The organism is Ruegeria marisflavi (assembly GCF_025673445.1).
GTDB classification, from domain to species: Bacteria; Pseudomonadota; Alphaproteobacteria; order Rhodobacterales; family Rhodobacteraceae; genus Ruegeria_B; species Ruegeria_B marisflavi.
Genome location: NZ_JAOVQN010000026.1, coordinates 43,953 through 57,749, shown reverse-complemented (window position 1 = coordinate 57,749; position 13,797 = coordinate 43,953). Strand labels below are relative to the sequence as shown.

Genomic DNA, 13,797 nt, shown 5'->3' with positions numbered 1-13,797 from the left:
GTCCATTCAGACCTCCCTTTTGGGAGTTTGAATCAGAACCTAGACCAGATGGGAATCCTGAATCTCAACAGACCCTAAGCGGAAGATCTGGCAAGACCCGAGTCGATCACATTAACTTCGCACGCCATACAAGCCACAAACTGGATCGTTGCGTCACTTCCGTTTACTTGTCATGTTTGTCTCAAAGGTCTGGAGACTGCGATGACTGACGTTGATGTCGTGATTGTCGGGGCCGGAGCGGCGGGATTGGCCGCCGCTAAAACGCTTCGCGCAGCGGGGCGCGAGGTTCGGGTTCTGGAAGCGATGGACAGGATCGGTGGACGGTCCTGGACACGGAGCGAAGATTTCGGCGTCCCGTTTGACATCGGATGCGCGTGGCTGCACGCAGGCGACCGAAACCCCTTTATGTCAGATGCTGAGCGGCTTGGATGGACAACCCACATGCACAACATGGGTCTGGACCATCTCTACTTCGGATCACGCAAGGCCACCGCCGATGAACTGGCTTCGGTATCCGCCGCCGACGCCCGCGTAGCTCAGGCCTTGGCTGGCGGGGCGGCAGATGACAGGCTGTCTTCGCTGCTTGACCAGGGCGGCGCGATGCGGGCAAGCGCCACCTATGCCGGGCCCATGGATTTCGGCAAGGATGCCGATGAGATTTCGGTCGAGGACTTCAATGCCGCTGCCGATCTTTATCCAGACTACTTCACACGCGAGGGTTTCGGCGCCCTGATCGCGGCCTGGGCTGCCGATGTGCCGGTCAACCTGAATACGGTGGTGACCCGGATCGATTGGTCCGGCCCCGATGTCGAGGTCGAAACGTCGCGCGGAACTGTCCGCGCGCAGGCCGCGATCGTGACCGTTTCGACAGGTGTACTGGCGTTCGAGGATATCCGCTTCACGCCTGCTTTGCCGGTTCGGCATTTCGAGGCGGCGTTCGATCTGCCAATGGGGCTTTTGACCAAGATTCCGGTCGAAATCCACGGCGGCATCCCCGGGATCAACCCGTTCGATGACCTCTTGATCGAACGCCACGCCCGTCACGACCTGTACTTTCTGTGTTTTCCGTTCAACCTGCCCCTAATGGTCGGATTTGTCGGAGGTGACTTCGCATGGGAAATCGAAACTGTGGGCAAGGACGCCGCTGTGGACTTTGTGACAGACCGTTTGGTTGATATTTTCGGGTCAGTGTTCCGCAAACGTGTTGGCCGCAGCCTGATGACCAATTGGGGCGGCGAGCGGCGCACACGGGGGGCGTATGCCTCGGCGCGACCGGGACGTGCCGAAGCGCGGTCGATTCTTGCTGAACCGGTCGGAGAGCGTATCTGGTTCGCCGGCGAAGCACTGGCAGGCGCCCTGATGCAAACAGCGGGTGGCGCGCGCCTTTCGGGCGAATCCGTCGCGCGGGACGTACTGAACACAATTTAACGATACCCGACCTCGGAACTGCGCGATCAGAGCCAAGCGTTGCAAAAATCCAACGTTTTCGGGCTGGCAACTCGGTGGATGCGCCGCCGCGCTGGCCAGACACGCCAATTTATGGCGTCTTTTAATAAAACAAAAACAAACACGAGGCAGTGATGCGGCAAACATGGAGCGTTTTCTCCATGGTGTGCGAACCCGTCGAAATTCTTCGGCGGTTCGTCGAACACAATCTGGCCATGGGGGCCAGCTACGTTCACCTGTTTTTCGACAAGGGGGACGACCAGACATATGACGACTTTGCCAACCAACCCGGCGTGATTGCACAGCGGTGTGACGCTGCCTATTGGGAGGGGTTGAACCGGCGTAGACCTCCCTATGTTGAACGGCGGCAACTGGTAAACGGAAGGGTCGCTTATGAGCGCTGCCTGACCGACTGGCAGGCGCATTTCGACGCCGACGAGCTGGTGCTGACACAAGGCGCGACGCTGGGGGAACTGTTGGCCCGCGTCCCCAGCGGGTTTCAAACCGCGCATCTAGGCACGGTGGAACCGATGCTGGTTCCCCATGGCCACGATGGGCCAGTGCCCTTTCGGCGCTCGGTCCGGCATCTCAAGTTCCGGGCCCGACTACATGTCTATGGCGACGACTTGCAAGTTTTTCGCAATGGGCTGTTCGGGCATTACCAAGGCAAATCCATCCTGCGAGCGGGCCTTCCTGGCTGGAGCCATGGAATCCATTTCCCGCGCCCCTCGGCGCCCGAGATCCACAACGAGATCTTCGAACTGAACGAGGCCCATATCGCCCATATGCATTGCGAGAACCGCGATCTCTGGGTAAAGCGCACGATGGTAAAGATGTGCGACTCCGGCTATAACCTGCGGACGGGAAGCTATGATCTGTTACCTTTGGTAGCACCGGAAACCACCGGCCAAGAGTATCTGGCCGAGGAGGATCTGGTTACGATCTTGAGCGGGTTCTACGACCGGGTCAGCCTACTGTCCGACAGCCTGCGCACCCGGATGGAGGCGTTTGACCTGCTTCAGTACCACGAGGTCGAAAGGCTAGGCTGAGCACTGGACGCCATCCGCGCACGTGATAAATTTCGCCCATGCCCTATGACTGGAAGCAGCGTGCAGACAGCGCGCAGGAACTGCATCTTTGGCCGCATAATTCGCTGCCTCCGCGTGAGGCGGCCGCGTTCATCCTGACGCTCTTCGCCTTTGGTTCGATGCCCCTGATCGCGGTACTCGGGTCCAAGCTTCTGTGGGGGTTGCTGCCGTTTCTGTTGATCTCGGTCGCGGGAGTGTGGCTGGCGATCGAGATGAACTATCGCCAGCGCCGCGTTCTGGAGGTGCTGACGCTCGATCCCGAGCGGGCGCATCTGGTGCGGCACAACCCGCGTGGCCCGGCGCAGGAATGGGACTGCAACCGGTACTGGGCGCGCGCCACGATGCACCCGCAGGGTGGTCCGGTGCCGCATTACGTGACCCTCCAGGGCGCCGGGCGCGAGGTCGAGATCGGCGCCTTCCTGTCCGAGGACGAGCGGATCGCGCTCTACGACGATCTGCAACGGGCACTGGCACAGTGATTGACAGGGTCCCCCCGGACCGCTACTCAGCCCTCATGCAACAGACACGCGCCCTCATCAGCACCGTCTATTATCCGCCGCTTCCATAACGGCGGCTGCAATTCCTGTTCAACCGCCGCGATCCGGCGGTCCGAACATTCCACAGCCCAGACCCCATGACCCGGCATCGCGGCCCCCTTCGGAGCCTACCATGTCCTGTCACCTCACCTTCTCCTCAATCGGCCTTCTGGGCTTTGGTGCCTTTGGGCGGCTGATCGCCGCCCACCTTGCCCCGCATCTGCCCTGCCTGGTTCATGATCCTGCTCTGCCGCAAGGGGCCACCCTGCCGACAGGCGCATCCGCCACCAGCTTTGCGGAAGCTGCCAGTTGCGATCTGGTGATCCTGGCGATGCCGGTCACCGAAATGGCGGCGGCCTGCCGTGCCATCGCACCCCATCTGCGACCCGGCACTGTGGTGGTCGACGTAGGCTCGGTCAAGCTGGCCCCGGCCGCCATCATGCAGGCGCATCTGCCCGAGCATGTGGGACTAGTGGGCACCCATCCGCTGTTCGGCCCGCAGAGCGCGCGAGACGGCATCGTGGGCCGCAAGATCGCCATCTGCCCGATCCGGGGCAAGGTCCACTTGCCGGTGGCGGCCTTTCTGCGCGCGCGACTGGGGTTGCAGGTGATCGTCACCACACCAGAGGCGCATGACCGTGAGGCGGCGACGGTTCAGGGGCTGACGCATCTGATCGCGCAGGCGCTGACCCGGATGGGCCCCTTGCCCAGCCGTATGACCACGGCCAGTTTCGATCTGCTGATGCAGGCGACCGAGATGGTCCGCCACGATCCGCCCGGCGTGTTGGCCGCGATCGAAAGCGCCAACCCCTTTGCCGCGCCGGTGCGGGCGGAGTTCCAGGCTTTGATCGCCGGGCTGGACCGCGCCTATGCCAGACCGGATTGAAAAAGGCCCGCGCAAGCGGGCCTTTCATTTTTAACAAATAGGCGTGGATCAACAGTTGCCGCTGGCGCAGAGCTGGTCCTTGACCATCGGGCCCACCTTGCCGAAATCCATCTGGCCTGTATAGCGTGACTTCAGCTCGCCCATCACCTTGCCCATATCGCGGATCGATCCCGCACCCGTTGCGGTGATCGCCTCGCGCACCGCTTTTTCGACTTCGTTCTCGTCCAGCTGCTTGGGCAGGAATTCCTCGATCACCGAGATTTCCTCGCGCTCGCGCTCGGCCAGGTCAAGGCGGCCGCCTTCCTCGTAGGCGCGGGCGCTTTCCTGACGCTGTTTGGTCATCTTGCCAAGGATCGCCAGCACTTCGGCATCGCCGCAGCACGCCCCATCCTCGCCACCGGCACCGCGCACTGCGATATCGCGGTCCTTGATCGCAGCATTGATCAGGCGCAGCGTTGAGAGGCGGGCGGCTTCCTTGTCCTTCATCGCCTGTTTCAACGCGGTATTCACCCGGGTTCGCATGTCCATATGCTGTTCCCATCCCCATGAGATTGCTCAAGATCCGAAACATAACGAAAGAAAATGCCCGGCACAACAGGAGGTGAAACATGTTAAGTTACTGAAAAATAACAATAGCCCAAAATTTGATCGGGCTTGACCCGGCCCCACAACCCCCTTAGGTATGCGACCGTTTACCCAGACAGGAGAGTCGCGTCATGGCCCAGAACGCCACGTCCAAGCCCACCGCATGCCTGGCGCTCGCCGATGGGACGATATTCTACGGCACAGGCTTTGGCGCCACCGGTCAGACCGTGGCCGAGCTGTGTTTCAACACCGCGATGACGGGATATCAGGAGATCATGACAGACCCCTCTTATGCGGGTCAGATCGTGACATTCACCTTCCCCCATATCGGCAATGTGGGCGTCACCCCCGAGGATGACGAGACCGCCGATCCGGTCGCTGCCGGCATGGTGGTGAAATGGGATCCGACGCAGCCATCGAACTGGCGCGCGGCGGAAGAGCTGAAAGGCTGGCTGGCCCGGCGCGGCCGGATCGCCATCGGCGGCATCGACACCCGCCGCCTGACCCGCGCCATCCGCCAACAGGGCGCGCCACATGTGGCGCTGGCGCATGACCCCGAGGGCAAGTTCGACATCGCGGCGCTGGTCGCCGCCGCACGGTCCTGGCCGGGCCTCGAAGGCATGGATCTGGCCAAGGACGTGACCTGTGCGCAAAGCTATCGCTGGGACGAGATGCGCTGGGCCTGGCCCCAGGGTTACACCCGGCAAGAGACCCCCAAACACAAGGTGGTCGCGCTCGATTTCGGCGCCAAGCGCAACATCCTGCGTTGCCTTGCCTCGACCGGTTGCGACGTCACCGTGCTGCCTGCCACTTCCACCGCTGCCGAGGTGCTGGCCCACGCCCCCGACGGCGTGTTCCTGTCCAACGGTCCGGGCGATCCGGCGGCAACCGGCACCTATGCGGTGCCGATGATCCGCGAGATCCTGGACACCACGGACCTGCCGGTATTCGGCATCTGCCTGGGGCATCAGATGCTGGCCCTGGCGCTGGGCGGACGCACGGTGAAGATGAACCACGGCCATCACGGCGCCAACCACCCGGTCAAGGATCTGGAAACCGGCAAGGTCGAGATCACCTCGATGAACCACGGCTTTGCTGTGGACGCCCAGACTCTGCCCGATGGCGTTATCGAAACCCACCGCTCGCTCTTCGACGGGTCGAACTGCGGCATCCGGATGAGCGAACGGCCGGTATTCTCGGTGCAATATCACCCCGAGGCAAGCCCCGGCCCACAGGACAGTTTCTATCTGTTCGAACGGTTTTCCGACGCGATGGACATGCGCAAGGCAACCGCCTGATCACTAATATGGCGGTTCGCGCCGTTTTGAATGATCTTAACGGTCTATTAACCTGAAACGCGCAACCCTGACACTCGCTTTGGATGTCAGGGTTTTGCAGTGTGAGCGAGCTTCAACTCAGGCTGAGTTCTCCGGTCGCGGCATGGCCCGTTTTCGCCGAGTACCTGCCGCTGGGCCGCTACCTGGTGCGCAGCGGCGTCATCACCCAGGAACAACTGCTTGCGGCGCTGCAATTGCAACTTCGCCTGAACGCCCCCATTGGCGAAATCCTGGTTGCCGAAGGGTGGGCCGAGCCGACCGACATCCTACGCGCCCTGGCTCTGCAAAATGGGGTGCAATGGGCCGATCTGGCGCTGGATCCGCCGCGCCCGGGCTTGTGCGGGTCGAAATCCCATACGTTCTGGCTTCGGCACGGTGCAATTCCTTGGATGCAAATTGGACCGATGGTGATCATTGCCACATCCCGTCCCGACCGGTTCGACGAGATACGCGCCGAGTTGGCCGACCCGGGCGTCCTTTTGATGCCCGCGCTGGCTAGTCACGACCAGATCGAAGCGGCGCTGGCCGAATGTTACTCGGCGACATTGGCAAGGCTGACCGAGTCTCGTGTCGACAGGTTCTACAGTTGCCGTGACTGGCGGCTTGCTACCCGGCTGCCTGCGGTCCTAGCCCTTGCCTTGCTGATCGTGGCCTTCTGTCTGGCGCCATTGCACGGACTAGCACTTCTTTTTCTTGCCGCGGTTGTGTCGCTTCTTCTATTCACCGGTTTGAAAGCGGCGGCACTGGTCGCGCATCTGTTGAACCAGGCCCATCTCACCGCGCCGAGCCGGACAGAGCCCGGCGGGGCTGTACAGAGGGGGCTGCGACTGCCCAAGATCTCGGTGCTTGTGCCCCTCTACAAGGAGCGCGAGATCGCAGGCGCTCTGGTTGCACGGCTAAGCCGGCTGACCTACCCCAAGGCGCTGCTGGACGTGATCCTGGTGCTGGAAGAGAAGGACCAGTTAACGCGCGAAACACTGGCAAACTGCGTTCTGCCGCACTGGATGCGGGTAATCGAGGTGCCGGTCCATTCCGGCCTAACCACCAAGCCGCGTGCGATGAACTATGCGCTGGATTTCTGCCGGGGCGAGATCATCGGTGTCTGGGATGCAGAGGACGCCCCCATGCCCGATCAGCTGGAACATGTCGCCGAACGCTTTGCCAGGGCTCCCCGCGACGTGGTCTGCCTGCAAGGGATACTCGACTATTACAACCCGCGCAGCAGCTGGCGGGCGCGCTGTTTCACCATCGAATATGCCAGCTGGTTCCGCATCATCTTGCCTGGAATCGCCCGACTTGGGCTGGTGGTACCGCTAGGAGGAACCACTCTTTTCTTCCGTCGCGCGGCGCTTGAGCAATTGGGCGGTTGGGACGCGCATAACGTGACCGAGGATGCCGATCTGGGCGTGCGGCTCTGCCGCGCCGGGTACCGGACCGAGCTGATCGACACGGTCACCTATGAAGAGGCGAATTTCCGTTCCTGGCCCTGGGTCAAACAGCGCTCCCGCTGGCTCAAGGGGTTCATGGTAACCTATCTTGTGCATATGCGGTCGCCCCGACGGCTCTGGGCCGATCTGGGTCCGGCACGTTTCCTTGGGGTACAGGCGTTCTTTCTGGGCACCCTGGCGCAATTCCTGCTGGCACCGGTGCTGTGGTCGTTCTGGCTGTTGCTTCTGGGCCTGCCGCACCCGCTGACGGCGGTGCTGACACCTGCAACCCTGACCGCCTGCACCTCCGTGTTCCTGGCGACCGAGATGCTGGCCCTCGTCGCCGGTCTGATCGCCGTGTCCGGACGGGAAAGGCGGTTTCTGGTGCCCTGGGTGATCAGCATGCCGCTCTACTTCCCGCTCGGCGTGGTAGCGGCCTACAAGGCGCTGTACGAAATGATCGTGAAACCGTTCTTCTGGGACAAGACGCAGCATGGCCAGGCGGACGAAGAGGCATCTGGCTGACATGGGCGCGGTATCGCGACCAAGTCGCGACAAGGTTTTGAAAAAACCTTGTGGACAGGATTTCCGCGAAATCCTGTTCAGCACCCAGCCTCAACGTCGTTCGCGGCGACCGGCGTCCAGCTTGAGCCGCGTCATGAAGGCGATCGAGATGTGATCCTTGAGCGCCTCCGCCGCGCCTTCTTCGTTACGGGCGGCGATCGCCTCGACAATACCCTTGTGTTCGCCCTGTGCGATCTGGCCCCGCCCCTCGGCGGCCAGCGAGGTCGTCGCCATCAAGGCCATGGTCCGATGAACAAGGTCAAGCTGCTGCACCAGGTACCGGTTATGCGAGGCGAGGTGGATCTGTTCGTGAAACCGGCGGTTGGCGCGGCTCAGCGCCTGCGGGTCGCCCACCAGCTTGTCATCGGCTTCGACCATGTCGCGCAATACCTCGATCTCTTCGGCGGTGGCGTGGCGCGCAGCCAGCCGCGCGGCCAGCCCCTCCAACTCGCGCCGCACCTGATAAAGCTCGGCCATCTGGTTGTGATCCAGCGAGGCCACGATCATCGACCGCCCGTCGCGTTCCAGCAGCGACTGGGTCTCGAGCCGTTGCAGCGCCTCACGGATGGGTGTGCGTGACACTCCGAACCGCTCCGCCAACTCGCTTTCCACCAGCCGGTCGCCAGGCTTGTAGATGCCGCTATCGATGGCTTCGAGGATCAGGTGATAGGCGTCTTTCTGCGCCGGGCGGCTCTGGCTCATCTGTTTCTTGTCTCCCTGTTCCATCCTGTCTAGCCGCCGCCTGCCCCACGGATCAAGTGCGGGCGTTGAAATGAGGGAGGATCTGGCCTAAGTCCAGGCCATGGTGCGCGATGCTTTCTCTCATGTGACGACCTGGGTGTTCGATCTCGACAACACCCTCTATCCGCCCGCGATGCGGCTCTTCGACCAGATCGAAGTGCGGATGACCGCCTATGTGATGGAGGCGCTCGGCATCACCCGGGCCGAGGCCGACCGCCTGCGCGCGCAGTACTGGCGGCAATACGGCACAACGCTCGCCGGGCTGATGCGCGAACACGGGCTTGACCCCGATCCCTATCTGGTGGCGGTGCATGAGGTGGATATGAGCCACATGACACCCGACCCGGCGCTGGCCGGGCATATCCGCGCGCTTCCCGGCCGCCGCATCGTCTATACCAACGGTTCGGCCCCCTATGCCGAACGGGTGCTGGCCGCGCGCGGGCTGACTGGCCTATTCGATGCCATCTATGGTGTCGAACATGCAGGCTACCGGCCCAAGCCCGAGCGCGCGGCATTCGAAGAGGTGTTCACCCGCGATGGCGTGATCCCCGAGCGCGCCGCCATGTTCGAGGACGACCCCCGCAACCTGAGCGCCCCGCACGAGATGGGGATGCGCACCGTGCATGTGGCCCCCGATCCGCATCCGGCCGACCATATTCATCACCACACCGACGATCTGACCGGCTTTCTCTCCCGGCTGACCTGACGGCGCTCAGTGCCCGTCGCCCAGCACGGGCAGGAACCCGCCGCTTTCGGGGTCGCGTTGCATCTCGTAATAGAACCAGCGCCGGTGCGCGGGCGCTTTTTCCTTACGAAAAGCGATCACCGCGTCGCGCCCGTCGGTGCGCAGGTTGATGGCCCCATAGACGCCCACGTTGCGGCGAAACACTTCGTCCAGCAGTTTGCGCTTGGCCGCACGCATCTCGGTCAGCGCTGCTGCATCCGCCGTCGCACCCTTGGCCAGCTCGGCCTCGATCCGCCCGTTCAGCCGGTCGAGCGCCGGGCGCAGGTCATCGCGCTCGCGCTCGCGGGTCGAGCGCAGGAGTTCAGTGGACAGGATCAACGGCCGCGCCCCGGCGCCGGTCTTACCCAACAGCCCAAGAAGGTCGGGGCGCGGATGCACATGCCCCTCCTCATCGCCCGAGGACACAACATAGGCTGCCGGATGGGCGGCGAACAGAAACTCTTCGGTCACATCGGACGAGCCATGATGGCAGGTCTTCATCAGATCGACGCCGAACCGCTCGGCGGCAGCCGTGATCGCATCGGGCCTGGCGATCGCCTCCAGTTCGGTCTCGGTCGCCGTCAGCGGCGCCGAGACCGGTACGCCGCCATAATGCTGCATCAGAAAGCACTCGGCCGACGTGTTCAGATCGCCGCCGAACAGCACCCGGAACCCGTTGAAATCCAGCCGCAACAACACCGAATGGCCGTTCTTGGTCTTGCCATCATCCATCGACCGCGAGGTCGGCCTGTCGCCAAAGGCGCGCAGGCGCGGCTGTCCCGCGGCATCGGGTTCAACCACAGGCCCCAGCACCTCGATGGTCACCAGCCCGCCGTCAGCAGGGGCAAACCCCGGCAGCCAGGCGCGCCCGTCCTCCTGCACCGCATGGGCGGTGGTCAGCGCGGTGACCGGGCCGATCCGATCCGTTTCCAGCGCGGTCTGCATCAGGCGGGGGTACTGCTTGCCCCCGCGCCGCACGGGATCGGACAACAGCGCCCGCATCTGTGCGTCGGTCTCCACGATATCGGTCAGATAACCGCCTTGTTCGGGCCCCAGCAGATCGTCGCCCACCCGCTCGACCAGCCCGCTGTGATAGACATGCTCGATCCGCAGGCGGCGGTTCTCGAAGATCGGCTGGAAACCGCGATAGTGATCGGCATCCGGGTGGGTGACGATGGCGGCGTGGATCTGGCCCGAATTGTCGAAATCGCGGAACCGCCAGTTGAGAAACCCGTTGGTGTTGCGCCCGATCCCGGCATCGATCACCATCACGCGCGGCGGGTGGTGATGGCCCGGTTCGGTCACGATACAGGCATCGCCCTGGCCGATGTCGAGAAAGATCAGCTCCAGCACCCGCTCCTCCTGCAACTCGGCGCGTTTCATCAGATAGGGTTTCTTGCCATAGCGGACATGGGTCCAGGTGGCATCGAGCGGATCGCGGACATCGATCCAGTCTCCCCAAAGCACCTGTTTCACCTTGCGGCGACTGGTTTTGCCGTTCTTTTCAATATCGCGGTAAAGGTAGCTGACCGGACCGCGCGCATATTTCAGCGTCATAGGAAATCTCCGCCCTCAATACAATTCCCGGATGATAGCACAAAAGCAGAGTCGCCGCGCATCTCTGCTCCGCTCGGCGCGATCAGCGGCACCGCGCCGCAGGGGATGCGGCATCGCGTTGCACTGCGGCAAAAGGTGACCTTTGGACTCAGGTTCCAACACCTATCTGCCCCCTGACAGATATCAAAAAGGACCTAAGATGAGCGCCATCGACCTGCCCCGCGACCTGCCCCTGGGCCAGCGCCTGCTGTTTTCTGTTCCCCTGCTGGGCCGCATCGCCAAAGAAGTGACCTATGGCGACAGCGACAACATCTATTACGCCATCGCCGCCGGGCTCAGCCTGTGGGGCATCGCCATCCTGCTCTTTGGAATCCCCGGCCTCTATATCCCGGCGCTGGCGCTGGTGCCGGTGATCTGGACGCTCTTGATCCTGATTAGCCGCGGCTGAGACCACCGGACAGGATGTCGCTTGGCACCCTGACGCGATCCGGCATAGGGTGCCGCGCAACAGACGGAGCCTGCCCATGCAAGAGAGCTGCGACATCCTGATTTCCGGCGGCGGCATCGCCGGGCTGACTGCGGCGGCGGCCTTTGGCAGCGCCGGGTTCTCGGTGATCTGTGTCGACCCCGCCCCGCCGGTGACCGAACGCGACGTGGACGGATCGGACCTGCGCACCACCGCATTCCTGCAACCGGCGCAAGTGCTGCTGGAAAACTGCGGCCTTTGGACCAGACTGGCCGATCATGCCGCCCCCTTACAGATCATGCGCATCGTCGATGCGGGCGGCGAGGTGCCCGAACCGCGCGTGGTGCGCGATTTCAACGCCGCCGATCTGAGCGACAAGCCCTTTGGCTGGAACCTGCCCAACTGGCTGCTGCGGCGCGAGATGGTGGCACGGCTGGCCGAGCTGCCCAATGTGGATTTCCGCCCCGGCACCGCCACCACCAGCCTGTTCACACGCACCTCCGAGGCCCGCGTGGGGCTGAGCGACGGGTCCCGCGTGACCTGCAGGCTGGTGCTGGCCGCCGACGGGCGCAACTCGCCCATGCGCGAGGCGGCGGGGATCGGGGTGAAGACCACCCGCTACGGGCAAAAGGCGCTGGCCTTTGCCGTCACCCACCCGATTGCGCATCAGAATGTCTCGACCGAGATCCACCGCTCGGGCGGGCCCTTCACGCTGGTACCCCTGCCCGATTGGCAGGGGCAGCCCTCGTCCGCCGTGGTCTGGATGGAGCGGGGGCCGCGCGCATTGGAACTCTTCGAAATGCAACCCGAGACGTTTGAAGCGGCGATGACGGAACGGTCCTGCGGCCTCTTCGGGCCGCTGAAACTGGCCTCGCGCCGGACCATCTGGCCGATCATCAGCCAATCGGCAGAGCGGCTCTCGGGCGAGCGAATCGCGCTGATGGCCGAGGCGGCGCATGTGGTGCCGCCCATCGGCGCCCAGGGGTTGAACATGTCGCTGGGCGACCTGCGCACATTGCTGGAGCTGGCACAGGCCCGGCCCGAAGGTCTGGGCGATGACCAGATGCTGGCCGCCTATCACAAGGCCCGACGCGCCGAGATTGAGCTGCGGGTGAAGGGCATCGACCTGCTCAATCGCGCCTCGATGGTCGAGGCACGCCCCTTGCGGGACGCGCGCGCGATGGGGCTGAATGCGCTCTATTGGCTGGCGCCGATCCGCCGGACCCTGATGCAGATGGGTCTGGGCGTGCGGTGAGCCCCGGGGCGCTGCCCCGGACCCCGGAGTATTTCGACCAGAAAGAAGCCAGAGTCAGAGCATCTGGTCGAGCACGCGTTTCAGCCGGTCAATCGTACCGTCGACATCATAGAGCTTGTCGAGACCGAAGAGACCCAGCCGGAAGGTGCGGAAATCGGCCGGTTCGTCGCATTGCAACGGTACCCCGGCCGCGATCTGCATACCCAGGGCCGCGAATTTTTTGCCGTTCTGGATATCGGGGTCGCTGGTATAGCTCACCACCACGCCCGGGGCGCCGAACCCTTCGGCGGCGACCGAAACGATGCCCTTGCCCTTGAGCAGCGCACGCACCCCGTTGCCCAGCGCCCATTGCGCCTCGCGCAGTTTGTCGAATCCATAATCGCGGGTTTCGGCCATGGTGTCGCGGAAGGCGCGCAGCGCATCGGTGGGCATGGTGGCGTGATAGGCATGCCCACCACCCTCGTAGGCCTTCATGATGTCGCGCCATTTCTTCAGGTCGACGGCGAAACTGTCCGACTGCGTCTCGGCCAGCCGTGCCTCTCCGCGCTCGGACAGCATCACCAGACCGGCGCAGGGCGAGGCGCTCCAGCCCTTTTGCGGCGCCGAGATCAGTACGTCGACGCCGGTCGCCTTCATGTCGACCCAGACGCAGCCCGAGGCGATACAATCGAGCACCATCAGCGCGCCCACCTCATGCGCGGCGGCCGCCATGGCGGTGATGTAATCGTCGGGCAGGATCACCCCGGCGGCGGTTTCCACATGCGGGGCAAAGACCACATCGGGTTTCTGCTCACGGATGGCCGCCACGACATCCTCGATCGGGGCCGGAGCGAAGGGAGCGGTGCTTTCATTACCGCTGCGGCGTGCCTTCATCACCGTTGTTTCGGCGGTCAGGCCGCCGGATTCGATGATCTGGCTCCAGCGGTACGAGAACCAGCCGTTGCGCACCACCAGCACCCGCGCACCCCTGGCGAACTGGCGCGCGACCGCCTCCATCGCAAAAGTGCCACCGCCGGGAATGATAGCTGCGCCATCGGCATTGTAGACCCCGCGCAACATCTCGGAGATGTCACGCACCACCTGCTGAAAACTGGCCGACATATGATTGAGCGAGCGGTCGGTAAAAACGACGGAGAACTCTTCGAGCCCGTTGGGATCGACGGTATCAAGCAGGGCGGGCATGGG

13 protein-coding genes are annotated in these 13,797 nt (G+C 63.4%); 9 read left to right on the top strand and 4 right to left on the bottom strand.

Annotated elements, in window-relative coordinates; all coding sequences use genetic code 11:
- The first annotated feature begins 201 nt into the window (after positions 1-201).
- From OEZ49_RS19900 to OEZ49_RS19885, 4 genes are all read left to right on the top strand, one after another.
- Positions 202-1,428 (top strand): flavin monoamine oxidase family protein, encoded by a 1,227-nt coding sequence (locus OEZ49_RS19900; RefSeq protein WP_263389927.1) that lies wholly within the window; start codon positions 202-204, stop codon positions 1,426-1,428.
- 152 nt (positions 1,429-1,580) lie between these two features.
- Positions 1,581-2,495 (top strand): glycosyltransferase family 2 protein, encoded by a 915-nt coding sequence (locus OEZ49_RS19895; RefSeq protein ID WP_263389926.1) that lies wholly within the window; start codon positions 1,581-1,583, stop codon positions 2,493-2,495.
- A gap of 38 nt (positions 2,496-2,533) precedes the next feature.
- On the top strand, positions 2,534-3,013 hold the full coding sequence (locus tag OEZ49_RS19890; protein ID WP_263389925.1) for a DUF2244 domain-containing protein: 480 nt from the start codon (positions 2,534-2,536) through the stop codon (positions 3,011-3,013).
- A 190-nt stretch (positions 3,014-3,203) separates the two neighbouring features.
- Positions 3,204-3,956 (top strand): prephenate dehydrogenase, encoded by a 753-nt coding sequence (locus OEZ49_RS19885; protein ID WP_263389924.1) that lies wholly within the window; start codon positions 3,204-3,206, stop codon positions 3,954-3,956.
- 48 nt (positions 3,957-4,004) lie between these two features.
- On the opposite strand, the gene OEZ49_RS19880 is transcribed toward OEZ49_RS19885, so the two are convergent.
- Positions 4,005-4,484, bottom strand: a complete 480-nt coding sequence (locus tag OEZ49_RS19880; RefSeq protein ID WP_263389923.1) for a GatB/YqeY domain-containing protein — start codon at positions 4,482-4,484, stop codon at positions 4,005-4,007.
- 188 nt (positions 4,485-4,672) lie between these two features.
- On the opposite strand from OEZ49_RS19880, the gene carA reads away from it, so the two are divergent.
- Together carA and OEZ49_RS19870 are read left to right on the top strand one after the other, a co-directional pair.
- Positions 4,673-5,839, top strand: a complete 1,167-nt coding sequence (gene carA / locus OEZ49_RS19875) for a glutamine-hydrolyzing carbamoyl-phosphate synthase small subunit (RefSeq protein ID WP_263389922.1) — start codon at positions 4,673-4,675, stop codon at positions 5,837-5,839.
- Between the two features lie 101 nt (positions 5,840-5,940).
- Positions 5,941-7,830: a glycosyltransferase family 2 protein gene (locus tag OEZ49_RS19870; RefSeq protein WP_317853189.1), complete on the top strand. Its 1,890-nt coding sequence runs from the start codon at positions 5,941-5,943 to the stop codon at positions 7,828-7,830.
- Positions 7,831-7,920: 90 nt separating this feature from the next.
- Here the strand turns inward: OEZ49_RS19870 and OEZ49_RS19865 are convergent, their stop codons facing one another.
- Positions 7,921-8,571: a GntR family transcriptional regulator gene (locus tag OEZ49_RS19865; RefSeq protein WP_263389920.1), complete on the bottom strand. Its 651-nt coding sequence runs from the start codon at positions 8,569-8,571 to the stop codon at positions 7,921-7,923.
- Positions 8,572-8,671: 100 nt separating this feature from the next.
- On the opposite strand from OEZ49_RS19865, the gene OEZ49_RS19860 reads away from it, so the two are divergent.
- Entirely contained in the window at positions 8,672-9,316 is a 645-nt protein-coding gene (locus tag OEZ49_RS19860; RefSeq protein WP_263389919.1) for a pyrimidine 5'-nucleotidase, read from the top strand.
- Positions 9,317-9,322: 6 nt separating this feature from the next.
- Here the strand turns inward: OEZ49_RS19860 and OEZ49_RS19855 are convergent, their stop codons facing one another.
- On the bottom strand, positions 9,323-10,891 hold the full coding sequence (locus tag OEZ49_RS19855) for a ComEC/Rec2 family competence protein (protein ID WP_263389918.1): 1,569 nt from the start codon (positions 10,889-10,891) through the stop codon (positions 9,323-9,325).
- A 199-nt stretch (positions 10,892-11,090) separates the two neighbouring features.
- On the opposite strand from OEZ49_RS19855, the gene OEZ49_RS19850 reads away from it, so the two are divergent.
- Together OEZ49_RS19850 and OEZ49_RS19845 are read left to right on the top strand one after the other, a co-directional pair.
- Positions 11,091-11,339: a hypothetical protein gene (locus OEZ49_RS19850; protein ID WP_263389917.1), complete on the top strand. Its 249-nt coding sequence runs from the start codon at positions 11,091-11,093 to the stop codon at positions 11,337-11,339.
- Between the two features lie 76 nt (positions 11,340-11,415).
- Positions 11,416-12,612 (top strand): UbiH/UbiF family hydroxylase, encoded by a 1,197-nt coding sequence (locus OEZ49_RS19845; RefSeq protein ID WP_263389916.1) that lies wholly within the window; start codon positions 11,416-11,418, stop codon positions 12,610-12,612.
- Positions 12,613-12,666: 54 nt separating this feature from the next.
- Here the strand turns inward: OEZ49_RS19845 and OEZ49_RS19840 are convergent, their stop codons facing one another.
- Positions 12,667-13,794, bottom strand: a complete 1,128-nt coding sequence (locus tag OEZ49_RS19840; RefSeq protein WP_263389915.1) for an aminotransferase class V-fold PLP-dependent enzyme — start codon at positions 13,792-13,794, stop codon at positions 12,667-12,669.
- Between the last annotated feature and the right edge of the window lie 3 nt (positions 13,795-13,797).